Source organism: Stenotrophomonas sp. PE591, assembly GCF_018320795.1.
Classification (GTDB): domain Bacteria; phylum Pseudomonadota; class Gammaproteobacteria; order Xanthomonadales; family Xanthomonadaceae; genus Stenotrophomonas; species Stenotrophomonas maltophilia.
Map to the genome: position 1 here is coordinate 485758 of NZ_JAAOKO010000002.1, position 24589 is coordinate 510346.

Below are 24589 nucleotides of genomic sequence, written 5' to 3' on the forward strand. Positions count from 1 at the left end.
ATGGGCCCCGCTTCACGGGTCTCCAGACCCCGCCGCTTCGCGGCAGCCCCTGACTCAGGGGCGTGTCCCCCAGAAGTATCTCGCCGCCCCCCAGCCAGTGAGCCCGCATGAGCGATAGCCCGCACCTCCCCGAAGCCTGCGACCTGCTCATCGAAGCCGGTTACGTCGTTCCGATCGAGCCGCATGCGGTGGTGCTGGAAGACCATGCCGTTGCCGTGCGTGGCAGCGAGATCGTGGCCATCCTGCCGCGTGCCGAGGCGCGCGCACGGTTCCGCGCCACCCAGGTGGTCAGCCGCCCCGAGGCGGCGCTGATGCCGGGCCTGGTCAATGCGCACACGCACAACCCGATGACCCTGCTGCGCGGCGTCGCCGACGACCTGCCGCTGATGACCTGGCTGCAGCAGCACATCTGGCCGGTGGAAGCGGCGGTGATCGGCCCCGAATTCGTCGCCGACGGCACCACCCTGGCCATCGCCGAGATGCTGCGCGGCGGCACCACCTGCGCCAACGAGAACTACTTCTTCGGCGATGTGCAGGCCGCCGTCTACAAGAAGCATGGTTTCCGCGCGCTGGTCGGGGCGGTCATCATCGATTTCCCCACCGCCTGGGCCAAGACCGACGACGAGTACTTCGCCAAGGCCGGTGAACTGCATGACCAGTGGCGCACCGATCCGCTGATCGGCACCGCGTTCGCGCCGCATGCGCCGTATACGGTCAACGATGCCAACTTCGAGCGGGTGCGGATGCTGTCCGACCAGCTCGACATGCAGGTGCACCTGCACACCCACGAGACCGCGCAGGAGATCAACGATTCGATCAAGCTGCACGGCCAGCGCCCGCTGGCGCGGCTGGATCGCCTCGGCCTGGTCAACGACCGCCTGATCGCGGTGCACATGACCCAGCTGACCGATGCGGAAATCCACCTGTGCGCCGAGCGTGGCGTCAGCGTGGTGCATTGCCCGGAATCGAACCTGAAGCTCGCCTCCGGTTTCTGTCCGGCCTGCGCCCTGCAGCGCGCCGGCGTGAACCTGGCGATCGGCACCGACGGCTGCGCCAGCAACAACGACCTGGACATGTTCAGCGAGAACCGCACCGCGGCGATCCTGGCCAAGGCCGTGGCCGATGACGCCACCGCGCTGGACGCGGCGACCACGCTGCGCGCCTCCACCCTGGGTGGTGCCCGCGCGCTGGGCTTCGGCGAGCGCATCGGTTCGATCGAAGTCGGCAAGCAGGCCGACCTGGTCTGCGTCGACCTGTCCGCACTGGAAACCCAGCCGCTGCACAACGTGCTGTCGCAACTGGTGTACGCCACCGGCCGCCAGCAGGTCAGCGACGTCTGGATCGCCGGCAAGCCGAAGCTGGTGCAGCGCGAGCTGGTCGGCATGGACCTGCCGGGCATCATCGCCAACGCGCGCCAGTGGCGCGAGCGCATCCGTCATATCCGCGCCTGAACCCCGGCGCCGCAAGGACTCCCTCATGACTGCCCCCCACGCTTCCTCCAATTTCGATCAGGCCGAGCTGGACAAGTTCGCCGCGCTGGCCAACCGCTGGTGGGACGCTGACGGCCCGCAGAAGCCGCTGCATGCGCTGAACCCGGTGCGCCTGAAATACGTGGCCGACCGCGTGCCGCTGCGCGGCGCACGTGTGCTCGACATCGGTTGCGGTGGCGGCCTGTTGAGCGAAGCGCTGGCCCAGGCCGGCGCCGACGTCACCGCCATCGACCTGGCCCCGGAGCTGGTCAAGGTCGCGCGCCTGCATGCGCTGGAAAGCGGCGCCAAGGTCGATTACCGGGTGCAGGCCGCCGAGGACCTGGCCGCCGAGCAGCCGGGCAGCTTCGATGTGGTGACCTGCATGGAAATGCTGGAGCACGTGCCGGACCCGGGCGCGATCATCGAGGCCTGCAAGCGCCTGCTGAAGCCGGGCGGCCACCTGTTCCTGTCGACCATCAACCGCACCGCTGCCGCCTTCGCAGTGGCGATTGTCGGTGCCGAGTACGTGGCGCGGCTGCTGCCCAAGGGCACGCACCACTACCAGGAATTCATCAAGCCGGCCGAGCTGGCGCGCTGGCTGCGCGAGGCCGACATGCAGCTGGTGGACGTCAGCGGCATGGCCTACGAGCCGTGGCGCAACCACGCCCGCCTGAGCAGCCGCACCGACATCAACTACCTGGCCTACGCGGTCAAGCCGGCATGACCTCCGCCCGCTTCCCGCGTGCGGTGCTGTTCGACCTGGATGGCACGTTGCTGGACAGCGCGCCGGACTTCGTCGCCACCTGCAACGCGATGCTGGCCGAACGTGGTCGTGCACCCATCGATCCGGCCGCACTGCGCCCGGTGGTGTCGAAGGGCTCGCGGGCGATGGTCTCGGCCGCGTTCCCGGACCTGGATGCCGCTGCGCGCGATGCACTGATCCCGGAATTCCTGCAGCGCTATGAAGCGTTGATCGGCCAGCACGCGGTGCTGTTCGATGGCGTGGCCGGCATGCTCGCCGCGCTGGATGAGGCCGGTACGGTGTGGGGCATCGTCACCAACAAACCCGAGTACCTGGCGCGCCTGATCCTGCCGCAGCATGGCTGGCAGCAGCGCTGTGCGGTACTGGTCGGTGGTGACAGCCTGGCCGAACGCAAGCCGCACCCGCTGCCGCTGCTGCACGCTGCGCAGGCCATTGGCATTGCCGCCGAAGACTGCGTGTACGTGGGTGACGACGAGCGCGACATCATCGCCGCACGCGCTGCCGCCATGCCGTCGGTGGCGGCGCTGTGGGGCTACCGCCTGCACAGCGACGACCCGCTGGCCTGGCAGGCCGACGTGCTGGTCGAGAACGCCGAACTTCTGCAACTGGCCAGTCTCTGGCCGACCCGGCCGGCAGCCCCGGCCCAGCCGTAAGGAATCACGTAGTGAGCAGTACCGCGCTGGACAGTTTCCTCGACAAGTGGCGCAGCCGTTGGCCGGAATGGTCGGTGGCCGCCCCGTTCGTGGCCGAATCGCAACGCGAACTTGCCGTGGCGTGGTTCGCGCTGCTGCAGGAGTTCGACGACATGCTCAATACCGGCGGCGATCCGCTGCCGGCCGATGCCAAGCTGGCATGGTGGGGCGAGGAACTGCGCAGCTGGGCCGGGCATCGTTCGCGCCATCCACTGGGCCGTCTGCTGGAGCCGGTGCGTGCGCCGTGGGCGCAGTTGGCCGAGGCGCTGCCGGATCTGGTTGAAGCACGCACCGTCGCGCTGGACGCCGCCAGTGCCGAGCGTGCGCTGGCCAACTACGCTGAAGCCGTGGCTGCGGTCGAGGCGGCCTTGTTCGCGGACAAGCCGCGCACCGGTGCCGGTCGCGCGGTGCAGTTGCAGACCCTGGCCCAGCGCCTGCAGGATGCCGGCGTTGCCGGTGTACCGCGCAGCCTGCTGGACGGTGATGCCAGCACGGCTGCACAGCGCTGGGCGCAGCATCTGTTGAAGGGCTGGGGCACGCGCGTGCCCGGCCCGCGCCCGCGCCGTGTGTGGTCCAGCCTGGCGCGCGCCCGCGTTGCCGCGCAGGCCGCAGGCAAGCCGATTGAAGCGACCCCGGTGCGCACCTTGTTGCGCGTGTGGTGGGCTGCGCGCGGTTGATCGATCGGCGCTGTTGACTGCTTCTGGTGGGTGCGGACCTTGGTCCGCACGCTCTGTGAGGTTGTGCCGACCAAGGTTGGCACCCACCAAAGCGCATTGCGCGCGTTACTTGCGTTCCAGTACCAGTAGCGGATCGATACGGGTATCGAACCAGTTCATGCCCCAGTGCAGGTGCGGGCCGGTGGCACGGCCGGTGGCGCCGACCGCGGCGATCACCTGGCCCTGCTCGACGCGGTCACCGACCTTCACGTCGATGCGCGACAGGTGCAGGAAGTTGGAGCTGACCCCGAAACCGTGGTCGAGCAGCAGCGTACCGCCGGTCAGGTACAGGTCCGGCCCGGCGAAGGTGACGATGCCGGCGGCCGGTGCCTTCACCGGGGTGCCGGTTGGTACCGCGATGTCCATGCCGGAATGACCGGCACCGGGCTGCCCGTTGTACACGCGGGCATTGCCGAAGCGACCGCTGATGCGGCCCTGCACCGGCCAGATGAAGGTCTGGGTGAAGTCGGTGCGGTCGTCATCGCGGGCACGCGCGGCGGTCACCTGCGCCTGTTCGCGCTTGATCCGCTCGGCAATCGCCGGCGGCGGATTGACCGTCTTCGGCGGCACGCCGTTGACCCGCTCGGTGGGCCAGTCGCGCGGCGTCACCGCAATGGTCGCGGTCTCGCTGCCACCATCGGGGCGCTGCACCTGCACGCGCAATGGTCCCTTCTCGTCGCGGCCGATGCCGAACACCACGCTGCCGTAGCCGCTCACCCGCAGCTGGCGGCCGGCGTACTGCACGCGGCTGCCGGCGGGCACCTTGCCGATCACCAATGCGCCCTGCGACGCACTGGCCGGGAACACCACGCGGCTGTCGATCAGGCTGCCGATGGCATCCTGCGCGTGAGCCGACGGTACGCTGAGCAGGGGCGCCGCCAGCAGCAGCGCCCCGGTAAATAGAGCCGCACGCATCAGCGGTCGTAGGTCATGCGCTGGCCGGCGGGCTCGCCGACCAGTTTGCTGCCGTCCCACACCAGCTGGCCGTTCACCCAGGTGGAGGCCACGCGCGAACGGAAGGTCGTGCCCTCGAACGGCGACCAGCCGCACTTGGACAGCACGTCCTCGCGCTTGACGGTGAACGGCACGTCTTCCACAAGCACCAGGTCGGCGAAGTAGCCTTCGCGCAGGAAGCCGCGCTCTTCCACGTCGAACAACTGTGCCGGCGCGTGGGCGAATTTCTGCACCACCTGCTCGCGGGTCAGCTTGCCTTCGTGGACGCGCTCCAGCGCGGCCACCAGCGCGTACTGCACCAGCGGCAGGCCCGACGGTGCCTGCGCGTACGGCTTCTGCTTCTCTTCCCAGGTGTGCGGCGCGTGGTCGGTGGCCAGCACGTCCAGCACGTCGTCGGCCAGCGCAGCGGTGATCGCCTCGCGGTCGGACACTTCCTTGATGGCCGGGTTGCACTTGATCAGGTTGCCCTTGGTCGCATAGTCCGGGCGCGCGAAGTGCAGGAAGTGCACGCAGGTCTCGGCGGTGATCTGCTTGCGGCTGCCGTCGGCACGGATCAGCGGGCCCTTCTCGAACAGCGCCAGCTCGTCGGCGGTGGAGATGTGCAGCACATGCAGGCGGGTGCCGTGCTTGCGCGCCAGCGACATCGCCAGCCGGGTCGACTTGATGCAGGCCTCGCGCGAACGGATGTCCGGATGCATGTCAGGGGTCAGCGCATCGCCGTACTTTTCCTGGAAGGCCTTCAGGTTGGCATCGATCATCGGCGTGTCTTCGCAGTGCGTGATGATCGGGGTCGGGCATTCGCGGAAGATCGCATCCAGCGTTTCCGGGTTGTCCACCAGCATGTTGCCGGTCGAAGCACCCATGAACACCTTCACGCCCGGGGCCTTCTTCGGATCCAGGGCACGGATCGCGTCGAGGTTGTCATTGCTGGCGCCGTGGTAGAAGCCATAGTTGGCCCAGGCGCGGCCGCGCGCGAGCTCGTACTTGGCTTCCAGAATGGTCGAATCCAGCGTCGGCGGGTTGGTGTTGGGCATGTCCATGAAGCTGGTCAGGCCACCGGCCACGGCCGCGGCCGATTCGCTGGCGATGTCGCCCTTGTGGGTCAGGCCCGGTTCGCGGAAGTGCACCTGGTCATCGATCATGCCGGGCAGCAGCCAGCGTCCGGCCGCATCCACCACCTGCTCGCCGTCGCGCGGCGCCAGCCCGCTGCCGATCTGCGCGATGCGGCCGTTCTCGATGCGCAGGTCGCCGTCGAAGGTGCGGCCTTCGTTGACCATCCGGGCGTTGGTGATGAGGGTGGAGGACATGTCAGTGTTTTCCTGTGCAACGGCAAGAGGGGGCGTTGGGAGACTCGGGCACGGGGTCGAAGCCGCCGGGATGGAACGGGTGGCAGCGACCGAGCCGGCGTGCAGCCAGCCAGCTGCCGCGCAGCGGGCCGTGCCGCGAGATGGCTTCCATCGCGTATTCAGAACAGCTCGGCACGAAACGGCAGCGTGGCCCCAGCAAGGGGCTGATGAAGCGCTTGTAGAAGCGCAGCAGGGCAATGAGCAGGCGCGAGATCACCCAGTCATCTTATGCCAGTTGGCATGAAGGCCGCATTTGTGCAGGATGGGCCGTTGGTCGCATGTCGCCGATGGCCTGCGACCGGTACCAGCACCTGCGGGTGCTGGCCAGGTTCCGTACCGCGCAAGGCGGTCCGTGTTCGTCGGACTGCCTCCAAGGGCGCCTTGACTCCAGGACTGAATGGAGCAGGGTGCCGAGGTTGCTGCTGCGGGTCGGGTAGGCTATAAAGGCCCGCTTTCCCGGGCCCCGGGGAATCCAAGGAAGAGCGTTTCGTGGCTGCTAAAAAAACTGCAAAGAAGGCCGCAACGGCCGCCAAGAAAACCGCCAAGCCTGTTGTGAAGAAGTTGGCGGCAAAGCCCGTTGCCAGGAAACCGGCCAGCAAGCCGGCGACCAAGGCAGCGTCCTCGCAACCGGCGGCCAGGAAGGCCACCGCAAAGAAAACGCCGGTCAAGGCAACCAAGCCGGTGGCGAAGAAGGCTGCTGCGCCCGCCAAGGCCAAGCCTGCCGCTGCCAGCAAGAAGGCGCCGGTGGTGAAGAAGGCCGCCAGCAAGGCTGCGCCGGTGAAGAAGGCTGCCGCCAAGCCAGTGGCGAAGAAGGCAGCAACCAAGCCGGCGCCGAAGGCGGTGGTGAAGAAGGCTGCAGCCAAGCCGGTCGCCAAGCCCGCAGCAAAGAAGGTCGCTGCGGCCAAGCCGGTCGCCACGCCTGCCGCTGTAAAGAAGGTTGCCAAGAATGTTGCCGCGCCGGCCGTAAAGCCGACCCCGGCCCCAGTAGTGAAGTCCGCACCGAAGCCTGCTGCCAAGCCGGCTCCGGCCAAGCCTGTCCCGGCCAAGACCGTGGCAGTGGCAGCAGCCCAACCGGCCTCCAAGCCGGCCCCGGCCGCCGCTCCTGCCGCCTCGAAGGCCCCGCAATCCAAGAATCCCGTGCCCGTTTCGAAATCGCCTGCCAAAACCGCCGTGAAATCCGATTCCGCCCCGAAGACCGTGTCGCGCCCTGTCGGCAAGGTTGCCGTGGCCGTCGCCGCCCGCTCGGCGGCACCGGCCCCGCGCAGCAAGTACAAGGTGGTCGAGTACAAGACCGACGAGGCCACCGGCCGCCCGATCCTGCCGGCTGGCTACAAGCCGTCCTCGGAAGAGGAATACATGAGCCCGCTGCAGCAGGAGTACTTCCGCCAGCGCCTGCAGAACTGGCGCGCGGACCTGGTGGAAGAGTCCAAGCAGACCATCGAGAACCTGCGCGAGGAAGTGCGTGATATCGGCGACGAAGCCGAGCGTGCGACCCGCGAGACCGAGAACTCGCTGGAACTGCGTACCCGCGACCGCTATCGCAAACTGATCGGCAAGATCGACAGCACCCTGAAGCGCCTGGAAGCGGGCGACTACGGTTACTGCGTCGACACCGGCGAAGAGATTGGCCTGGAGCGCCTGGAAGCGCGCCTGACCGCCGAGCGCACCATCGACGCCCAGGAGCGTTGGGAGCACCTGCAGAAGCAGCAGGGCGACTGATTCCTGATCGTTGTCTGGTCATGCGAAAAACCCGGCCTCGGCCGGGTTTTTTGTTGGGGGATCGTCGGTAAGCGACCGTGGCTGGCACGAGCAGTTGTGGCCGTTGACTTGGTCCGCCTTGTAGCGAGCCGAGCACCGCAGGGGAATCAGGGGCGAAGAGGCGCCGCTGTTTGAGCGCAGCGAGTTCGGCGCCGTCCCCTGACTCACCGAGGAGCACAGGGCACCGGCGCGCAGCGCCGGCTCGCGGATGGCGGCGCGTTTCTTTGGTTACTTTCTTTGCGCGCGCAAAGAAAGTGACAAACCCATTCATCGAGGGAAAGTGACGTGGCCAGCCAAACGCCCGGCGCCGCCGAATCCGCTGTTCGCAGGCTCACTGCAGGTCGCGAAGATTCAACTTCCGCAGCGTCGGGTTCTTCCACGCGGTGATCCCGGCCACGCTCAGCACCGCAAACCCACCCAGCACCACTGCAGGCACCAGCCCCAGCAGACGGGCCATCGTGCCGGCATAGAACGCGCCCAGCTCGTTGGACGAACTGATGAAGATGCCGTTGATCGACGACACCCGTCCGCGCATTTCTTCCGGCGTGGCCAGCTGCAGGATGGTCGAGCGGATCACCACCGAGACGCCATCGAAGGCCCCATAGAACAGCAGGATCAGCGCCGACAGCCAGAAGTGCTGCGACAGCCCGAAGCCGATCACGCACAGGCCGAACCCGCCCACCGCGAACAGCAACACGCGGCCGGCATTGCGGTGCAGCGGGTGGCGGGCCAGCCACAGGCCCACGCACACCGAACCGAGCGCCGGCATCGCGCGCAGGATGCCCAGGCCTTCGGGGCCGTGGTGCAGGATTTCGTGCAGGAAGGCCGGCAGCATCGCCACCACGCCGCCCAGCAGCACCGAGAACATGTCCAGCGCCATCGCGCCGACCATGATCCGGTTGCCGACCACGAATCGCGCGCCTTCGGCGATGCTCTTGAAGATCGGCGCGGCTGGACCGGTGTGCACCGGCTCCTCCACTTTCAGCGTGGCCAGGCAGGCCATCGCCACCAGCGCAAAGGCCGTAGCCACCGCGTAGGACAGGCCCTTGCCGCCGAAGCCGACCAGCACGCCGCCCAGCGCCGGGCCGGCCACCATGCCGGCCTGGAACACCACGGCACCCAGTCCGGCGCCACGCGCGAACTGGTCGCGGGCCAGCACGCGGGCGAACAGCGCGTTGTAGATGGGCGAAAGAAACGCACGGACCATGCCGGTCAGGGCGATGGCCGCATAGATGGGCCACACGCCTTCGAACGGCAGCCAACCCGTCGCAACGCCGGTCAGCACCAGCGCCGTGGCGATCAGCCCGGAACAGGCGACCATGCCCAGCCGGCGGCGCGGCAGGTGGTCGACCAGATAGCCGGCGAACGGCGCCACGCAGAAGAACGGCAGCACCTCGGCCAGGCCGACCAGGCCCAGCGAGAACGGATTGCGGGTGACTTCGTAGATGTGCCAGCCGACGGTGACCGCCACCACCTGGTAGGACAGCATCGCGAAGATGCGGTAGGCCAGCAGCTTGGCGAAACCGGGCCGGGACAGCAGGCCCAGCGCGGTGTCTTCGGCTGTGGCAGGCTCGCTCACGACGGGTCGCGCTGCAGCTGGGCCTGCGCGGTCTCGCGGATGAAGGCCAGCATCGCCGCCACGCCGTTGCTGCGGGTGGGGGAAAGGTGACGGGCCAGGCCGATGTCCTGGATGTAGCTGGGCTCGGTATCCAGGATTTCCTGTGCCGAGCGCCCGGAGTACACGCGCAGGGCCAGGAAGATCAGGCCGGAAACGATGGCCGAATCACTGATGGCATGGAAGCGCAGCGACTGCGCGTTGCCTTCCGGCACGATCCAGACCATCGACTGGCAGCCGAGCAGGCGGTGCTCTTCGGTCTTCCATTCGTCCGGGAAGGCGGGCAGCTTGCGGCCGAGGTCGATCAGGTACTGGTAGCGCTCGGACCAGTCGCCGAAGAAGCCGAATTCCTCGGCGATGGCGGTCTGGGCCTCGGCGGCGGTAGGTTCAAGCGGGAACGGGGAGTCGGTCACAACAGTCTCTACAGTGGGGGCGTGGCCGGCGGGCCGGCCACGGGGCAGGGCAGGTCAGCCGCGCTTGCGCGACCAGCGCACTCCCTGCGGGGTGTCTTCCAGCACGATGCCTTCGGCGGCCAGCTGGTCGCGGATGGCATCGGAACGGGCGAAATCACGCGCCTTCTTGGCCGCAGCACGCTCGTCGATCAGGCCCTGGATGCGGGCATCGTCGCCGCCGTCGCCCGCAGCGGTACCGAACCACTGCGCCGGATCGGCCTGCAGCAGGCCCAGCGCCAGGCCGGCGCCGAGCAGCTCGCCCTTCAGTCGTGCCTGTTCGGCCGGGTCGGTGGCGCGGCGTGCATCGGCGGCGATGCGGGCCACTTCGGCCAGCGCCTGCGGGGTGTTCAGGTCGTCATCCAGGGTCGCCTCGACGCTGGCCGGGATCACCGCGCTGGCTTCGATCGACGCCAGCTCGCGCAGCGTGCCGTACAGGCGGTCCAGGGTGCGCACCGACTGCTCGATCAGGCCATCGGACCAGTCCAGCGGCTGCCGGTAATGGGCCGACAGCAGGGCCAGACGCAGCGCTTCCGGCGGATGCTGGCGCACCAGGTCGTGTACGCGCTCGATGTTGCCCAGCGACTTGCTCATCTTGGCGCCGCCGAAGTTGAGCATGCCGTTGTGCAGCCAGTAGCGGGCAAAGATCCTGCCGCCATGCGCGCATTCGCTCTGCGCGATCTCGTTCTCGTGGTGCGGGAACTGCAGGTCGACACCGCCGGCATGGATGTCGATGGTCTCGCCCAGATGGGCGGCCGCCATCGCCGAGCATTCGATGTGCCAGCCCGGGCGGCCGCGGCCCCAGGGCGATTCCCAGCCGGGCAGGTCGTCGCTGGACGGCTTCCACAGCACGAAATCGCCCGGATCACGCTTGTAGGGGGCGACATCGACGCGGGCGCCGGCCAGCATCTCTTCCGGATCGCGTCGCGAGAGCTTGCCGTAGCCGTCGAAGCTGGCCACCGCGAACAGCACGTGGCCTTCGGCGGCATAGGCATGACCATTGGCGATCAGCTGCTCGATCATGGTGATGATCTGCGGCATGTGCGCAGTCACTTCCGGCTCGATGTCCGGCGGCACCACGCCCAGCGCGGCCATGTCTTCACGGTAGGCGGCGGCGAACCTGTCGGTGATGGTGCTGATCGGCACCCCCTGCTCGCGCGCAGCGGTGTTGATCTTGTCGTCCACGTCGGTGATGTTGCGCGCGTAGCGCAGGCCACCGAAACGGCGCCGCAGCAGATCGGCCAGCACCCCGAACACCACCGGGCCACGGGCGTTGCCGATGTGCACGTAGTTGTAGACCGTGGGGCCGCACACATACAGGGTCGGACAGGCCGGATCGAGCGGGGTGAACGGTTCGAGCTGGCGAGTCAGGTTGTTGTGCAGGCGCAGGGTCATGGGGCTGTGGCTGGGGGACAAGCCTGTGATTTTAGAACGTGTCGGCCCGCTTTGGGGCGCCGATTGCCACCGGTGGACGCCGGCTCCACCCAAGGTGGGGTGGGCAGGAGCGGCGTGGACGGGTAATGTTCAGCCCCTTGCGCTCGTCACTGCCTACACTATTGCCGTGTCCTTGCTCCCGTCGCCACTGAAATCCACCGCGTTGCTGACCCTGGCCTGCCTGTCGGCGACGGCCGCCGTGGCCCAGGCGCAGGAGGCCGAGCCGCGCAACCGGGTGGTGATCGTCGAGAACGTGAAGTTCGACTATGCGCAGGTGCTGAACGTCGAGCCGGTGTTCCAGACCCTGCGCGCGACCCGCACCGAGGAGCATTGCGAGCCGATCTCGACCCGCACCCTGGCCCCGGTCAACGTCACCGGTGAAGAGCCGGTCGAGGACAAGGGCCGGATCAGCCGCTTCTGGGACTCGGTGCGCTCGATGTTCAAGCGCAGCGATGAAGAGGTCTCCGAGGAGACCGCCGCCGAGACGCCTGCCCCGGCACCGGCCAACAACGGCCCGATGCTGACCCGCGACTGCCGCATCGTGCCGGTCGGGCGTGAATTCCGCCGGCCGATCGCCTATGACGTGGATTACGTCTACAAGGGCACCAAGTACCGGTCGCGCCTGCCGGAAGACCCCGGCAACCGGCTGAAGATCCGGGTTTCGATCACCCCCTGGGTCGGCCCCGAGCAGGGCGCCGCCGGTAATCCCTGATTCTGCGACCCCGGCCCCTTGCGTCGGCCCCGGCCGCATGCAAAGATTGGCGGCCATGAAGCTCACCGACTTCCAGCACGACAGCAGCGCAGCCCGACAGGCGTCGGGCATGACCTCGCGTGCGCGTCGACCGGAACCCCACATCCTCGCTGGGTAACCGGAGCTTTCTGCTGTTCGTCCGAAAAAAACCCAGCCCGCCGGCTGGGTTTTTTCGTTTCCGCGCTTCAAAAATGCATGTGCTGAAAGCTGCAACTGCAACCTTTTCGATCCACCTTTGCTTCCTGCTTTTCCCTTCCACCGCGTCGAACCCGGCGCCGCCACGCAAGGAAAGATGATGTCCCCCAAGCACTTCCTGAACACCCAGGACTGGAGCCGCAGCGATCTTGACGCGCTGCTGACCCAGGCCGCGCTGTTCAAGCGCAACAAGCTCGGCGACCAGCTCAAGGGCAAGTCGATCGCGCTGGTGTTCTTCAACCCTTCCATGCGCACCCGCACCAGCTTCGAACTGGGCGCGTTCCAGCTCGGCGCCCACGCGGTAGTGCTGCAGCCGGGCAAGGATGCGTGGCCGATCGAGTTCAACCTCGGCACGGTGATGGACGGCGATACCGAGGAGCACATTGCGGAAGTGGCCAAGGTGCTGGGGCGTTACTGCGACATCATCGCCGTGCGTGCGTTCCCCAAGTTCATCGACTGGGCCTACGATCGCCAGGACATCGTCCTCAACAGCTTCGCCAAGTATTCGCCGGTGCCGGTCATCAACATGGAGACCATCACCCACCCGTGCCAGGAGCTGGCCCACGTCATGGCCCTGCAGGAGCACTTCGGCACCCAGGACCTGCGTGGCAAGAAGTATGTGCTGACCTGGACCTACCACCCCAAGCCGCTGAACACCGCCGTGGCCAACTCGGCACTGACCATCGCCACCCGCATGGGCATGGACGTGACCCTGCTGTGCCCGACCGCCGACTACATCCTCGACGATCGCTACATGGGCTGGGCCGAGCAGAACGTGGCCGAGAGCGGCGGTTCGCTGAAGATCAGCCATGACATCGACAGCGCCTACGCCGGCGCCGACGTGGTCTACGCCAAGAGCTGGGGCGCGTTGCCGTTCTTCGGCAACTGGGAGCCGGAGAAGCCGATCCGCGACCAGTTCAAGCACTTCATCGTGGACGAGCGGAAGATGGCACTGACCAACAACGGTGTGTTCAGCCACTGCCTGCCGCTGCGCCGGAACGTGAAGGCCACCGACGCGGTGATGGATTCGCCGCAGTGCATCGCCATCAACGAAGCCGAGAACCGCCTGCACGTGCAGAAGGCGATCATGGCGGCGGTTGCCGGGCGCTAGATCGAACAAGGGGTAGAGCCGACCGTTGGTCGGCTGCTCCCGCAGCGGCGCATCCAACATTCCAGCCGACCAACAGTCGGCTCTACCGAATTCCCATCCCCCAAGTGGACCTGACTCCCATGAGCAACAAAGACGTCGTTCTCGCCTTCTCCGGCGGCCTGGATACCAGCTTCTGCGTGCCGTACCTGCAGGAGCGCGGCTACAACGTGCACACCGTGTTCGCCGACACCGGCGGCGTGGATGATGAAGAGCGCGATTTCATCGAAAAGCGCGCCGCCGAACTGGGCGTGGCCAGCCACGTCACCGTCAACGGTGGCCCGGCCATCTGGGAAGGCTTCGTCAAGCCGTTCGTGTGGGCCGGCGAAGGCTACCAGGGCCAGTACCCGCTGCTGGTCTCGGACCGCTACCTGATCGTCGATGCCGCGCTGAAGCGTGCCGCCGAACTGGGCACCAACATCATCGCCCACGGCTGCACCGGCATGGGCAACGACCAGGTCCGCTTCGACCTGGCCGTGAAGGCGCTGGGTGACTACCAGATCATCGCGCCGATCCGCGAGATCCAGAAGGAACACACCCAGACCCGCGCCTACGAGCAGAAGTACCTGGAAGAGCGCGGCTTCGGCGTGCGCGCCAAGCAGCAGGCCTACACCATCAACGAGAACCTGCTGGGCCTGACCATGTCCGGCGGCGAGATCGACCGTTGGGAAGCCCCGGGCGAGGGCGCCCGTGGCTGGTGCGCACCGCGCAGCGAGTGGCCGGAACAGGCGCTGACCGTCACCCTGAAGTTCGTTGAAGGCGAAGCCGTTGAACTGAACGGCAAGGCGCTGCCGGGCGACCAGATCCTGGCCCAGCTCAACAAGCTGTTCGCCCCGTATGGTGTCGGTCGCGGCGTGTACACCGGCGACACCGTGATCGGCCTGAAGGGCCGCATCGTGTTCGAGGCCCCGGGCCTGGTTTCGCTGCTGGCCGCACACCGCGCGCTGGAAGATGCGGTGCTGACCAAGCAGCAGAACCGCTTCAAGCCGGACGTGGCGCGCAAGTGGGTGGAGCTGGTGTACGAAGGCTTCTACCACGATCCGCTGAAGACCGACATCGAAGCCTTCCTGAAGTCCTCGCAGGCCAAGGTGAACGGTGAAGTGGTGCTGGAAACCCGCGGTGGCCGCGTCGATGCAGTGGCGGTGAAGTCGCCGCACCTGCTCAACACCAAGGGTGCCACCTACGCGCAGTCGGCCGACTGGGGCGTGGAAGAGGCCGAAGGCTTCATCAAGCTGTTCGGGATGAGCTCGACGCTTTACGCGCAAGTCAATCGCTGAGCGATTGAATTGCGCGCGCGTCTCCCGCGCATTCCACCTTAACCCTGCGCCGTTGGCGCGCCCCCTTCAACAAGAAGGGGGCTCTCCACCAGACGCATCACGGTAGCGCCGGGCCATGCCCGGCGGAATTCCACAGGATCTTTGTTTCATGCTTGAACAGACGCTCGATCACCTGCAGGCCCTGGTGTCTTTCGACACCCGCAACCCGCCGCGTGCGATCACCACCGGTGGCATCTTCGATTACCTGCGCGCGAACCTGCCCGGCTTCAACGTCGAGGTGATCGACCATGGCGCGGGCGCGGTCAGCCTGTACGCCGTGCGTGGTACGCCGAAGTACCTGTTCAACGTGCACCTGGATACGGTGCCGGACTCGCCCCACTGGAGTGCCGACCCGCATGTGATGCGGCGCCTGGACGACCGCGTGGTCGGCCTGGGCGTTTGTGATATCAAGGGCGCGGCCGCTGCACTGGTGGCTGCTGCCAATGCCAGCGATGGTGATGCCGCGTTCCTGTTCTCCAGCGATGAAGAAGCCAACGATCCGCGCTGCATCGCCGCGTTCCTGGCCCGCGGCATTCCGTACGAAGCGGTGCTGGTGGCCGAGCCGACCATGAGCGAAGCGGTGCTGGCGCATCGCGGCATCAGCTCGGTGCTGATGCAGTTCGCCGGTCGTGCAGGGCACGCCTCGGGCAAGCAGGATGCGGCTGCCAGCGCGCTGCACCAGGCGATGCGCTGGGGCAACCGCGCGCTGGACCATGTGGAATCGCTGGCATCGGCGCGCTTCGGTGGGCTGACGGGCCTGCGCTTCAACATCGGCCGCGTCGAAGGCGGGATCAAGGCCAACATGATCGCGCCCGTTGCCGAAGTGCGCTTCGGCTTCCGGCCGCTGCCGTCGATGAACATCGACGCGTTGCTGGCCACCTTCGCCGGTTTCGCCGAGCCGGAAGCGGCGGTATTCACCGAAACCTTCCGTGGCCCCAGCCTGCCGGCCGGCGACATCGCCGAAGCCGAGAACCGCCGCCTGCTGGCACGTGACGTGGCCGATGCGCTGGAACTGCCGATCGGCAACGCGGTGGACTTCTGGACCGAGGCCTCGCTGTTCTCGGCCGGTGGTTACACCACGCTGGTGTTCGGCCCGGGTGACATCGCCCAGGCCCACACCGCCGATGAGTTCGTGACGCTGGAGCAGCTGCAGCGCTACACCGACGCCGTGCACCGCATCATCGCCGCCGGCGCCTGATTCTTCCCTTTCCGACGAAACCGAAATGTCTCCTGCCCTCCAGCCCCATCGCCAGACCCGCCAGACCATCGTGCGCCTGCTTTCCAGCATGGCCAGCGCGAAGGAGATCAGCCAGTACCTCAAGCGCTTCTCGCAGCTGGATGCCAAGCGCTTCGCCGTGGTCAAGGTCGGCGGCGCGGTGTTGCGCGACGACCTCGACGCGCTGACCTCTTCGCTGTCGTTCCTGCAGGAAGTCGGGCTGACCCCGATCGTGCTGCACGGCGCCGGCCCGCAGCTGGATGCCGAACTGTCGGCCGCCGGCATCGAGAAGCAGACCGTGAACGGCCTGCGCGTGACCTCGCCGGAAGCGCTGGCGATCGTGCGCCGGGTGTTCCAGCAGTCCAACCTGCGGCTGGTCGAGGCGCTGCAGCAGAACGGCGCGCGCGCCACCTCGATCACCGGCGGCGTGTTCGAAGCCGAGTACCTGGACGTGGATACCTACGGCCTGGTCGGCGAGGTGAAGAAGGTCAACCTGGCACCGATCGAGGCCAGCCTGCGCGCTGGCTCGATCCCGGTCATCACCAGCCTGGGCGAGACCGCCGGCGGCCAGATCCTCAACGTCAACGCCGACTTCGCCGCCAACGAGCTGGTGCAGGAACTGCAGCCGTACAAGATCATCTTCCTGACCGGCACGGGCGGCCTGCTGGACGAGACGGGCAACGTGATCGATTCGATCAACCTGTCCACCGAGTACGACCACCTGATCGCGCAGCCGTGGATCCACGGCGGCATGAAGGTGAAGATCGAACAGATCAAGGATCTGCTCGACCGCCTGCCGCTGGAATCGTCGGTGTCGATCACGCGCCCGGCCGACCTGGCCAAGGAACTGTTCACCCACAAGGGTTCGGGCACGCTGGTGCGCAAGGGTGAGAAGGTGCTGCGCGCCACTGCCTGGAACGAACTGGACCTGCCGCGCCTGAAGGGCCTGATCGAATCCAGCTTCGGCCGCGCGCTGGTGCCGGACTATTTCGAGAAGACCAAGCTGTTGCGCGCCTACGTCAGCGAGAACTACCGCACCGCGGTCATCCTCACCGACGAGGCAGAGGGCGTGTACCTGGACAAGTTCGCCGTGCTCGACGACGCGCAGGGCGAGGGCCTGGGCCGTGCGGTCTGGAACGTGATGCTGGAAGAGACGCCGCAGCTGTTCTGGCGCTCGCGCCATGGCAACCCGATCAATCACTTCTACTACGCCGAATCCGACGGCTGCTACAAGCAGGACCACTGGAAGGTATTCTGGTTTGGTGCCGATGGCATCGACCGGATCAAGACCTATGTCGATCATTGCGCGCAGCGCACCCCGAGCCTGCAGGGCTGAGCAATGAGCAACCTCGATGTCTGGAACACGGTTCCCACCCTGCGCGGCCAGCACGTAACCCTGCAGCCGCTGCAGATGGAACACGTGCCCGGCCTGCGCGATGCGCTTGAAGGCAGCGGCCTGGACCAGCTCTGGTACACCCAGGTGCCGTCGCCGGAACAGGCCGAGACCTATGTGCGGGCCGCGCTGCAGGCGCAGAGCGAAGGCAAGGTGCTGCCGTTCGTGATCCGTGATGCGGCTGGCGGAATCGTCGGCAGTACCCGTTTCTATGACATGGATGCCGGTGTGCCGAAACTCAGCCTCGGCTACACCTGGTATGCGCCGCGCGTGCAGCGTACCGGCGCCAACACCGAAGCCAAGCTGTTGCTGCTGCAGCACGCCTTCGAAACGCTGGGCTGCATCAGCGTGGTGCTGGAAACCAGCTGGTTCAACGCCACCTCGCGCACTGCCATCGCCCGTCTCGGCGCCAAGCAGGACGGCGTGCTGCGCAATCACAAGCGGCATGCCGACGGCACGCCGCGCGACACCGTCATCTTCTCCATCATCGATGCGGAATGGCAGGGCGTGAAGCGCCACCTGCAGTACCGCCTGGACAGCCACGCATGAACGATTCGACCTTTACCCTTGGCATCGTCGGTGCCCGCGGTCATACCGGCGCCGAGCTGATCAAGCTGGTGGCCGCCCATCCGCGGCTGGAACTGGCTTTCGTCTCCTCGCGCGAGCGCGCCGGGCAGCGCCTGTCTGACCATCACCCGGAATTCCAGGGCGATCTGCAGTACGAGAACCTGGACGCCGACGCGGTGGCGGCCAAGGGTGTGGACGCAGTGATCCTGGCCCTGCCCAATGGCCTGGCCGCACCGTTCGTGGCTGCGCTGGAAGCGGCGAAGCCGGACACCGTCATCGTCGATCTCTCGGCCGACTATCGCTTCGACAACAGCTGGTACTACGGCCTGCCGGAGCTGACCCGCGGCCGCTACAACGGCCAGAAGCACATCAGCAACCCGGGCTGCTATGCCACGGCGATGCAGCTGGCGGTGCATCCGCTGCTGGACCTGCTGGCCGGTCCGCCGCAGTGCTTCGGTGTCTCCGGCTACTCCGGCGCCGGTACCACGCCGTCGGACAAGAACAATGTCGAACTGCTGGCCGACAACCTGATGCCCTACGCGCTGACCAACCACGTGCACGAGCGGGAGGTGTCGGTGCAGCTGGGCGTGGCTGTTGAATTCATGCCACATGTCGCGCCGCATTTCCGGGGCATCACGCTTACCGCCAACCTGTGGCTGAACCGCGTGCAGACCCGCGAACAGATCGTCGAGCGCTTCCAGCAGGCCTATGCCGGCGAACCCCTGATCGACGTGGTGGATGACGCGCCGTGGGTCAGTCGCATCGCCGGCCGACACGGTGCCCAGGTCGGTGGCTTCACCCTGGCCCCGGGCGGCAAGCGGGTCGTCGTGGTGGCGACCCTGGACAACCTGCTCAAGGGCGCGGCCACCCAGGCCATGCAGAACCTCAACCTCGCGCTGGGCATCGACGAACTGATGTCCATCCCGCACTGAACACGCCTTCCGGAGCCCCCATGGCAGACCTTCTTTGGCAGAAGCCCGGCGTCGCTGTCGACGCCCAGATCCAGACCTTCCTCGCCGGCGACGACGTGATCCTCGACCGCGAGTTCTTCCTGCATGACATCGCCGCCAGCGCCGCACATGCACAAGGCCTGCAGCACATCGGCATCCTCAGTGCCGACGAGCTGGACGGCCTGCTGCGCGAACTGGAGGTGCTGGCGCAGGACTTCCGCGAAGGCCGCTTCGTGCTCGATACCCAGTATGAGGATGGCCACTCGGCGATCGAAGCGCGCCTGACCGAACGCCTCGGCGATGCCGGCCGCAAGATCCACACCGGCCGCAGCCGCAACGACCAGATCCTGGTCGCCACCCGCCTGTGGCTGAAGGAGAAGCTGCAGCGCGTGGCACAGCTCAGCGCCGAAGTGGCCAAGGTCGCGCTGGACCGCGCACAGGCCGAGGGGGACCTGCCGATTCCCGGCTACACCCACATCCAGCGCGCCGTAGTGTCCTCGGCCGGCATGTGGTGGGCGGGCTGGGCCGAGGCCTTCATCGACAACGCCATCCGCGCGCGTGACACCCATGCGCTGGTCGATGCCAATCCGCTGGGCACGGCTGCCGGCTACGGCGTGAACCTGCCGCTGGACCGCGAACACACCACGGCCGCGCTCGGTTTCGCGCGCATGCAGGTCTCGCCGATCTACGCACAGCTGTCGCGCGGCAAATTCGAGCTGGCCGCACTGGAAGCGCTCGGTGGTGCCACGCTGGACCTGCGCCGCATCGCCTGGGACCTGTCGCTGTTCACCAGCGCCGAGTTCGGCTTCGTCGCGCTGCCGGCGCAGTACACCACCGGCAGTTCGATCATGCCCAACAAGCGCAACCCGGACGTGATCGAGCTGATGCGTGCGACCCACGCCAGCGTCGCCGCCGCGCGCACCGAGATCGAGCAGCTGCTGTCGCTGCCGTCGGGCTACCACCGCGACCTGCAGTCGTCCAAGGGCGCCATCTTCCACGGCTTCGGCCGTGGCCTGGCCGCGCTGGAGCTGCTGCCGGCGCTGCTGGCCAACCTGGAATGGCGTGACGACAAGCTGCGTGCGGCCATCGATTCGGGCATGTATGCCACCGACGTGGCGGTGGAAGCGGCCGTGGCCGGCGTGCCGTTCCGTGAGGCCTACAAGGCCGCTGCGGCCGGTGCCGACAGTGCAGGGCAGGGGCGTACCCCGGAAGGCAGCCTCGCCGCGCGCGTGTCGCCGGGTTCGGCCGCCGACCTGCGCCTGGACGAACTGCGCGCGCGCTGGCAGGCGCTGTCCTGATGGCGGGCACTGTCTACCTGGTGATGGCGATGCGCCGGCCGGACTTCAACGATGCAGCGGTGCAGCCGCACCGCGATTTCCTCGATGCGTTGCAGGCGCAGGGCAAGCTGCAGCTGACTGGTGGTTTCGCCGACGGCAGTGGTGGCGCCTATGTGCTGTGCAACGTGGACAGCCTGGCGCAGGCGCAGGCCATCGTCGCCACCGACCCGCTGGTGACGATGCAGGCCTCCGAGCTGACCGTGCACGAATGGAACACCCGCTGAGACACTGACCGATGATCCAGCACGCTGCCAACGTCGCCTCGCCGTTCCCCGAACAAGCGCTGCCGCCATGGCGGCGTGCGGTGCTGAAGGTCGGCAGCAGCCTGCTGGCAGCCGATGGCGGCGGCCTGTCACCACGCCATGCGCTGGGCCTGGCGCAGTTCGTCTCGGCCAATGTCCTGGCCGGGCGCGAGGTGGTGATCGTGTCTTCCGGCGCGGTCGCTGCCGGGCGCGCGATCCTGCCGCGGGCCGATGAGCCTGGCGCGGCGATGGCGGCGCGGCAGGCGCTGGCTGCGCTCGGCCAGGCCCAGCTGATCGGGCTCTGGCAGCGCTTCTTCGAGCGCCCGGTGGCGCAGGTGCTGCTGACCCATGACGACCTGCGCAACCGCCGCCGCTACCTCAACGCACGCGCCACGCTCAACGAACTGCTGCGGCTGGGCGCGTTGCCGGTGGTCAACGAGAACGACACCGTGTCGGTGGACGAACTCAAGCTCGGCGACAACGACAACCTGGCCGCCACCGTGGCCGCGCTGGTTGATGCCGATGCGCTGTTCATTGCCACCGACATCGACGGACTGTACAGCGCCGACCCGCGCACCGTGGCCGACGCGCGGCCGCTGCACGACGTGCCGGAACTGAGTGACGAGGTGCTGGCGATGGCCGGCGGCGCCGGCTCGCGCGCCGGTACCGGCGGCATGCGCACCAAGCTGGAAGCGGCAGCGAAGGCGGGGCGTCTCGGCATCGAAACCTATCTGTTCAATGGCCGCAGCGGTGACGTGGTACGCGCGCTGGCCCAGGACCGCCTGTTCGGTACCCGTATCCACGCCGCGCGCAGCCGTGAGGCGGCCCGCAAGCATTGGCTGCGTCACGCGCCGCTGGTCGAGGGTGCGATCGTGGTCGATGCCGGCGCGGCGCAGGCGATGCGCGAGAAGGGCGCCTCGCTGCTGCCCGGCGGCATCACCGGCGCGGAGGGCATGTTCCGCCGTGGCGACATGGTGCAGGTGTGCTGGAACGCGCCGCAGGGCCGCGTCTGCGTGGCGCGCGGCGTCAGCCAGTACGCGGCCGATGATGTGCGCCGGATCGCCGGCCGCCATTCGCGCGACATCGAGGCCGTGCTGGGCTACAACTACGGTGGCAGTGTCGTCCATCGCGACGATCTGGTGCTGCCATGACCGGTTTGAAGGACTCCCCGATGAGCGAAATCGAAGCGCAGGCGCGTGCCTGCCGTGACGCGGCCCAGATCGTTGCCGGCCTCGACAGTGCGGCGCGCCGCACGCTGCTGCTGGCAATGGCGCAGGCGCTGGAAGTGAATGCCGGGCTGATCCTGGCCGGTAATGCGCGTGACCTTGCCGCTGCGCGCGAGAAAGGCATTGGCAGTGCCATGCTCGACCGCCTGGCGCTGGACCCGGCACGCCTGTTCGCGATGGCCGAAGCCGTGCGTGAGGTCGCCGCGCTGCCCGATCCCGTCGGCCAGATCACCCGCGACGATGTGCGTCCAAACGGCATCCGCGTGCAGAAGGTGCGCGTGCCGCTGGGCGTGATCGCGATGATCTACGAGGCGCGCCCGAACGTGACCGCCGAAGCGGCTGCGCTGTGCCTGAAGGCCGGCAATGGCGTGATCCTGCGCGGTGGTTCCGAAGCGATCCACTCCAACACCGCCATCGCGCAGGCGCTGGCCGGCGCCCTGCAGGCCAATGGCGTACCGGCGGCGGCAGTGACCGTGCTGACCGACCTGCGCCGCGAAGCAATGCTGGAGCTGCTGCAGCTGCATGAACTGATCGATCTGGCGATTCCGCGCGGCGGCGAAGGCCTGATCCGCTTCGTTGCCGAGCATGCGCGGGTGCCGGTGATCAAGCACTACAAGGGTGTCTGCCACCTGTTCGTGGATGCCAGCGCCGACCTCGGCAAAGCCATCGACCTTCTGGTGGACGGCAAGTGCAGCCGTCCGTCGGCCTGCAACTCGCTGGAGACCCTGCTGGTGCATCGTGATGTGGCCGAAGCCTTCCTGCCGCGCGTGGCGCAGGCGCTCGGTGAGCGTGGCGTGGAGCTGCGCGCCGACACGAACGCGCAGCCGCTGCTGCCGGGCAGCACCGCCGCCAGCGAAGACGACTACGCTGCCGAGTTCCTCGACCTGGTGCTGGCCGTGCGCGTGGTTGATGACCTCGAGGCGGCCATCGCGCACATCCGTGCCTATACCTCCGACCATACCGAAGTGATCGCCACCGAAGACGCCGGCCATGCCGAGCGCTTCGTCAACGCACTGCGCTCGGCGGTGGTGATGGTCAATGCCTCGTCGCGCTTCTCCGACGGTGGACAGCTGGGCCTGGGCAGCGAGATCGGCATTTCCACCACGCGCCTGCATGCGTACGGCCCAATGGGCCTGGAAGCACTCACCGTCGAACGATTCGTCGTGCGCGGTGAAGGGCAGACGCGCAAGTAGATCCACGCGATGCGCGAATGCTCTTCGCGGTAGACCCCGGTGCCGACCAAGGTCGACGCCCATCAGGCCCAAGCGCCGACCAGGATCGGCAGCTACCCAAGCAAGCGCCGACCCGGGTCGGCGACTACCGGGGCGTCACACCACCTCGCGGCGGATACCGATCGGCCGCGCGTGATCGTCCATGTGCAGCGTGGCGGCCTTGCAGCCCAGCAGGCGCTCCGCAAGGCCGGTGCTGGCACCCAGATCGGCCGCGACTTCATTGAGGCTGGCCAGCGGTCGCGGCAGGCGTCGCTCGTGGCCACGGAAGCGCGCGCGGTTGTACTCGGCCCAGCCGATCAGCAGCACGCTGGCACACAGCAGCATCAGCGGCAGTGCCACCAGCACATAGGGGTCGAACTGGCTTTGCCGTTGGTACAGCTGTTGCCAGGCCAGCTGGCCGCCGATCAGCCACGAGAACAGGGTCACCAACGGTGCCCACAGGTAGAAGTAGAACCCCCAGAACGCGAGGGTGACGAAGCCCCAGGCGGTGCGCTGGAAGCGTGGTTGGCGATGCGGCTTGCGGATCATCCGCGAGTCGAAGCGGTTGGACGGGCGTTGTGCGTTCATCGGATCCCCCGGTCGGGACTGGTCCAGGTGGCGCGCTTGCTGCGACGGCGCAGCAGGGTCTTCGGCAACGCCACCAGGGTGGTGGAAAGACTGATCAGCCAGTACGCCATCGGGTACCAGATGACCCAGAAGTAGTTGCGTCCAATCTGTGTTTCGTAACGACGGTCGATGATCAGGCTGCTGGCGAACTGCATCAGGCAGACCAGGGCCAGGATCACGCCATGCCATTGCGGCAGCAGGCTGGCGATGTACAGCTGCGGCGGCAGGTCGATGAGCTTGCCCAGCACCCACAGCACCACGATGAACAACATGGTGTAGGCCCAGATCACGCTCAGCACGTACTCCAGCAGTACGCCCCACATGCGCCGTTCCTTCCAGTGCAGCAGTGAACGCGCATGCCGCAGCATCACCTCCACGCCACCCTGCGCCCAGCGCAGCCGTTGCCGCCACAGGCCCTTCAGCGTTTCCGGCATCAGGATGAAGCACAGCGCGTTGGGTTCGTAGCGGATGTCCCAATGCGCACGCTGCAGGCGCCAGCTGATGTCGATGTCTTCGGTCACCATGTCGTCCGACCACCAGCCGACCTGGTGCAGGGCGGTGCGGCGAAAGCCGGCGATCACTCCGGAGATGGTGAAGATGCGCCCGTACACGCGCTGCGCGCGCTTGATCATGCCGATGATCGAGGAGAATTCGGCCACCTGCAGGCGTCCAAGCAGGGTGGAACGGTTGCGGATGCGCGGGTTGCCGGTGACCGCACCGACGCGGTTGCCGCTGACCAGGTGCCAGACCATCCAGTGCAGGGCGTGTTCCTCCAGCATGGCATCGCCATCGATGCACACCAGGTACTCCGAGCGGGCCGCCAGCGCACCCATGCGCAGCGCGTTGGCCTTGCCGAGGTTGCGGTCCAGGTGCAGCACGCGCAGCCGCGGATGCTTCGCCGCCAGCACGTCGAGCCGGGCGCCGGTGTCATCACTGCTGCCATCGTCGATGGCGATCACCTCGTAGTCGGCCGGATAGCGCTGTGCCAGCGCCGCGCCGAGCGTGTCGTCGAGGTTCGCGGACTCGTTGTGGCAGGGAATCAACAGACTCGCGAACGGTGGATCGACCATCAGCGGCGGGTCGTTGCGTGGGCGCGAATGGCGTTCGCGCCGGAAGTAGTAATACAGGCCGCCCGACATCCAGAAGAACGCCATCACCATCGGGTAGTAGAAGGCGAACTGGAACAGGACCTGCAGCAGCGGGTGCATGTCCATG

The 24589-nt window shown here is 67.3% G+C and carries 24 protein-coding genes; 16 read left to right on the forward strand and 8 right to left on the reverse strand.

The genetic code is table 11. The features are described from left to right. Positions 1-107: 107 nt before the first annotated feature. From JLDANKMP_RS07495 to JLDANKMP_RS07510, 4 genes are read left to right on the forward strand one after another with little or no spacing between them, the layout of a single operon-like run. Positions 108-1451, forward strand: coding sequence for a TRZ/ATZ family hydrolase (locus tag JLDANKMP_RS07495; RefSeq protein ID WP_005410380.1), 1344 nt, complete (start codon positions 108-110; stop codon positions 1449-1451). Between the two features lie 25 nt (positions 1452-1476). Then, entirely contained in the window at positions 1477-2193 is a 717-nt protein-coding gene (gene ubiG / locus JLDANKMP_RS07500; RefSeq protein ID WP_005410379.1) for a bifunctional 2-polyprenyl-6-hydroxyphenol methylase/3-demethylubiquinol 3-O-methyltransferase UbiG, read from the forward strand. Further along, the gene (locus JLDANKMP_RS07505; RefSeq protein ID WP_005410378.1) at positions 2190-2885 is read left to right on the forward strand and encodes a phosphoglycolate phosphatase; all 696 of its coding nucleotides are present in this window, start codon (positions 2190-2192) and stop codon (positions 2883-2885) included. The genes ubiG and JLDANKMP_RS07505 overlap by 4 nt, the downstream gene beginning before the upstream one ends. A gap of 11 nt (positions 2886-2896) precedes the next feature. Next, positions 2897-3601, forward strand: coding sequence for a phytoene synthase (locus JLDANKMP_RS07510; RefSeq protein ID WP_012480837.1), 705 nt, complete (start codon positions 2897-2899; stop codon positions 3599-3601). A gap of 105 nt (positions 3602-3706) precedes the next feature. Here the strand turns inward: JLDANKMP_RS07510 and JLDANKMP_RS07515 are convergent, their stop codons facing one another. The 3 genes from JLDANKMP_RS07515 to yidD are packed head-to-tail and all read right to left on the reverse strand — an operon-like array spanning position 3707 to position 6157. After that, complete coding sequence (locus JLDANKMP_RS07515) at positions 3707-4555, reverse strand: M23 family metallopeptidase (protein ID WP_005414018.1); 849 nt, start codon at positions 4553-4555, stop codon at positions 3707-3709. Further along, positions 4555-5901, reverse strand: a complete 1347-nt coding sequence (locus tag JLDANKMP_RS07520) for a dihydroorotase (protein WP_012480835.1) — start codon at positions 5899-5901, stop codon at positions 4555-4557. Before JLDANKMP_RS07520 ends, JLDANKMP_RS07515 begins: the two co-directional genes overlap by 1 nt. Position 5902: 1 nt before the next feature. After that, positions 5903-6157 carry a membrane protein insertion efficiency factor YidD gene (yidD, locus tag JLDANKMP_RS07525; RefSeq protein WP_005414016.1) on the reverse strand — a complete coding sequence of 85 codons (255 nt, stop codon included), beginning with the start codon at positions 6155-6157 and terminating at the stop codon, positions 5903-5905. A 272-nt stretch (positions 6158-6429) separates the two neighbouring features. Here yidD and dksA point away from each other — a divergent pair, with 272 nt between their 5' ends. Next, positions 6430-7659, forward strand: coding sequence for an RNA polymerase-binding protein DksA (dksA, locus tag JLDANKMP_RS07530; protein ID WP_005410374.1), 1230 nt, complete (start codon positions 6430-6432; stop codon positions 7657-7659). Between the two features lie 370 nt (positions 7660-8029). On the opposite strand, the gene JLDANKMP_RS07535 is transcribed toward dksA, so the two are convergent. The 3 genes from JLDANKMP_RS07535 to cysS are packed head-to-tail and all read right to left on the reverse strand — an operon-like array spanning position 8030 to position 11157. Further along, on the reverse strand, positions 8030-9277 hold the full coding sequence (locus JLDANKMP_RS07535; protein ID WP_088435928.1) for an MFS transporter: 1248 nt from the start codon (positions 9275-9277) through the stop codon (positions 8030-8032). After that, the gene (locus JLDANKMP_RS07540) at positions 9274-9726 is read right to left on the reverse strand and encodes a SufE family protein (RefSeq protein ID WP_005410372.1); all 453 of its coding nucleotides are present in this window, start codon (positions 9724-9726) and stop codon (positions 9274-9276) included. The genes JLDANKMP_RS07535 and JLDANKMP_RS07540 overlap by 4 nt, the downstream gene beginning before the upstream one ends. Positions 9727-9780: 54 nt before the next feature. Next, entirely contained in the window at positions 9781-11157 is a 1377-nt protein-coding gene (gene cysS / locus JLDANKMP_RS07545; RefSeq protein WP_005414013.1) for a cysteine--tRNA ligase, read from the reverse strand. Positions 11158-11344: 187 nt separating this feature from the next. Between cysS and JLDANKMP_RS07550 the strand changes: the two genes are divergently transcribed. From JLDANKMP_RS07550 to JLDANKMP_RS07600, 11 genes are all read left to right on the forward strand, one after another. Continuing rightward, positions 11345-11908, forward strand: coding sequence for a hypothetical protein (locus JLDANKMP_RS07550; protein WP_024958440.1), 564 nt, complete (start codon positions 11345-11347; stop codon positions 11906-11908). A 334-nt stretch (positions 11909-12242) separates the two neighbouring features. Then, entirely contained in the window at positions 12243-13253 is a 1011-nt protein-coding gene (locus tag JLDANKMP_RS07555) for an N-acetylornithine carbamoyltransferase (protein WP_005410369.1), read from the forward strand. 119 nt (positions 13254-13372) lie between these two features. Next, positions 13373-14566, forward strand: coding sequence for an argininosuccinate synthase (locus tag JLDANKMP_RS07560; RefSeq protein WP_010486639.1), 1194 nt, complete (start codon positions 13373-13375; stop codon positions 14564-14566). Between the two features lie 148 nt (positions 14567-14714). Next, positions 14715-15803, forward strand: coding sequence for an acetylornithine deacetylase (locus JLDANKMP_RS07565; RefSeq protein ID WP_212560835.1), 1089 nt, complete (start codon positions 14715-14717; stop codon positions 15801-15803). A 25-nt stretch (positions 15804-15828) separates the two neighbouring features. Beyond that, complete coding sequence (locus JLDANKMP_RS07570) at positions 15829-17157, forward strand: acetylglutamate kinase (RefSeq protein WP_212560836.1); 1329 nt, start codon at positions 15829-15831, stop codon at positions 17155-17157. Positions 17158-17160: 3 nt separating this feature from the next. Continuing rightward, entirely contained in the window at positions 17161-17763 is a 603-nt protein-coding gene (locus tag JLDANKMP_RS07575; RefSeq protein WP_212560837.1) for a GNAT family protein, read from the forward strand. Next, positions 17760-18713 carry an N-acetyl-gamma-glutamyl-phosphate reductase gene (gene argC / locus JLDANKMP_RS07580; RefSeq protein WP_049395390.1) on the forward strand — a complete coding sequence of 318 codons (954 nt, stop codon included), beginning with the start codon at positions 17760-17762 and terminating at the stop codon, positions 18711-18713. Before JLDANKMP_RS07575 ends, argC begins: the two co-directional genes overlap by 4 nt. 20 nt (positions 18714-18733) lie before the next feature. After that, complete coding sequence (argH, locus tag JLDANKMP_RS07585) at positions 18734-20029, forward strand: argininosuccinate lyase (RefSeq protein ID WP_212560838.1); 1296 nt, start codon at positions 18734-18736, stop codon at positions 20027-20029. After that, positions 20029-20292 carry a YciI family protein gene (locus JLDANKMP_RS07590; RefSeq protein WP_005414003.1) on the forward strand — a complete coding sequence of 88 codons (264 nt, stop codon included), beginning with the start codon at positions 20029-20031 and terminating at the stop codon, positions 20290-20292. The genes argH and JLDANKMP_RS07590 overlap by 1 nt, the downstream gene beginning before the upstream one ends. An 11-nt stretch (positions 20293-20303) precedes the next feature. After that, positions 20304-21461 (forward strand): glutamate 5-kinase, encoded by a 1158-nt coding sequence (gene proB / locus JLDANKMP_RS07595; protein WP_212560839.1) that lies wholly within the window; start codon positions 20304-20306, stop codon positions 21459-21461. Then, positions 21458-22729, forward strand: coding sequence for a glutamate-5-semialdehyde dehydrogenase (locus JLDANKMP_RS07600; protein WP_099484816.1), 1272 nt, complete (start codon positions 21458-21460; stop codon positions 22727-22729). The genes proB and JLDANKMP_RS07600 overlap by 4 nt, the downstream gene beginning before the upstream one ends. 135 nt (positions 22730-22864) lie before the next feature. On the opposite strand, the gene pgaD is transcribed toward JLDANKMP_RS07600, so the two are convergent. Further along, positions 22865-23335, reverse strand: coding sequence for a poly-beta-1,6-N-acetyl-D-glucosamine biosynthesis protein PgaD (pgaD, locus tag JLDANKMP_RS07605; protein WP_012480823.1), 471 nt, complete (start codon positions 23333-23335; stop codon positions 22865-22867). Further along, entirely contained in the window at positions 23332-24588 is a 1257-nt protein-coding gene (pgaC, locus tag JLDANKMP_RS07610; protein ID WP_049460532.1) for a poly-beta-1,6-N-acetyl-D-glucosamine synthase, read from the reverse strand. The genes pgaD and pgaC overlap by 4 nt, the downstream gene beginning before the upstream one ends. Position 24589: the final 1 nt, after the last annotated feature.

What these genes read in the sequence shown, in the direction of transcription:
- argH (WP_212560838.1), top strand. Translation starts at nt 18,734, where the DNA reads ATGGCAGACCTTCTTTGGCAGAAGCCCGGCGTCGCTGTCGACGCCCAG.
- argC (WP_049395390.1), top strand. Translation starts at nt 17,760, where the DNA reads ATGAACGATTCGACCTTTACCCTTGGCATCGTCGGTGCCCGCGGTCAT.
- cysS (WP_005414013.1), bottom strand. Translation starts at nt 11,157, where the DNA reads ATGACCCTGCGCCTGCACAACAACCTGACTCGCCAGCTCGAACCGTTC.
- pgaD (WP_012480823.1), bottom strand. Translation starts at nt 23,335, where the DNA reads ATGAACGCACAACGCCCGTCCAACCGCTTCGACTCGCGGATGATCCGC.
- JLDANKMP_RS07515 (WP_005414018.1), bottom strand. Translation starts at nt 4,555, where the DNA reads ATGCGTGCGGCTCTATTTACCGGGGCGCTGCTGCTGGCGGCGCCCCTG.
- pgaC (WP_049460532.1), bottom strand. Translation starts at nt 24,588, where the DNA reads ATGGACATGCACCCGCTGCTGCAGGTCCTGTTCCAGTTCGCCTTCTAC.
- JLDANKMP_RS07505 (WP_005410378.1), top strand. Translation starts at nt 2,190, where the DNA reads ATGACCTCCGCCCGCTTCCCGCGTGCGGTGCTGTTCGACCTGGATGGC.
- JLDANKMP_RS07555 (WP_005410369.1), top strand. Translation starts at nt 12,243, where the DNA reads ATGTCCCCCAAGCACTTCCTGAACACCCAGGACTGGAGCCGCAGCGAT.
- JLDANKMP_RS07575 (WP_212560837.1), top strand. Translation starts at nt 17,161, where the DNA reads ATGAGCAACCTCGATGTCTGGAACACGGTTCCCACCCTGCGCGGCCAG.
- JLDANKMP_RS07495 (WP_005410380.1), top strand. Translation starts at nt 108, where the DNA reads ATGAGCGATAGCCCGCACCTCCCCGAAGCCTGCGACCTGCTCATCGAA.
- ubiG (WP_005410379.1), top strand. Translation starts at nt 1,477, where the DNA reads ATGACTGCCCCCCACGCTTCCTCCAATTTCGATCAGGCCGAGCTGGAC.
- JLDANKMP_RS07560 (WP_010486639.1), top strand. Translation starts at nt 13,373, where the DNA reads ATGAGCAACAAAGACGTCGTTCTCGCCTTCTCCGGCGGCCTGGATACC.
- JLDANKMP_RS07520 (WP_012480835.1), bottom strand. Translation starts at nt 5,901, where the DNA reads ATGTCCTCCACCCTCATCACCAACGCCCGGATGGTCAACGAAGGCCGC.
- proB (WP_212560839.1), top strand. Translation starts at nt 20,304, where the DNA reads ATGATCCAGCACGCTGCCAACGTCGCCTCGCCGTTCCCCGAACAAGCG.
- JLDANKMP_RS07565 (WP_212560835.1), top strand. Translation starts at nt 14,715, where the DNA reads ATGCTTGAACAGACGCTCGATCACCTGCAGGCCCTGGTGTCTTTCGAC.
- JLDANKMP_RS07600 (WP_099484816.1), top strand. Translation starts at nt 21,458, where the DNA reads ATGACCGGTTTGAAGGACTCCCCGATGAGCGAAATCGAAGCGCAGGCG.
- JLDANKMP_RS07570 (WP_212560836.1), top strand. Translation starts at nt 15,829, where the DNA reads ATGTCTCCTGCCCTCCAGCCCCATCGCCAGACCCGCCAGACCATCGTG.
- JLDANKMP_RS07590 (WP_005414003.1), top strand. Translation starts at nt 20,029, where the DNA reads ATGGCGGGCACTGTCTACCTGGTGATGGCGATGCGCCGGCCGGACTTC.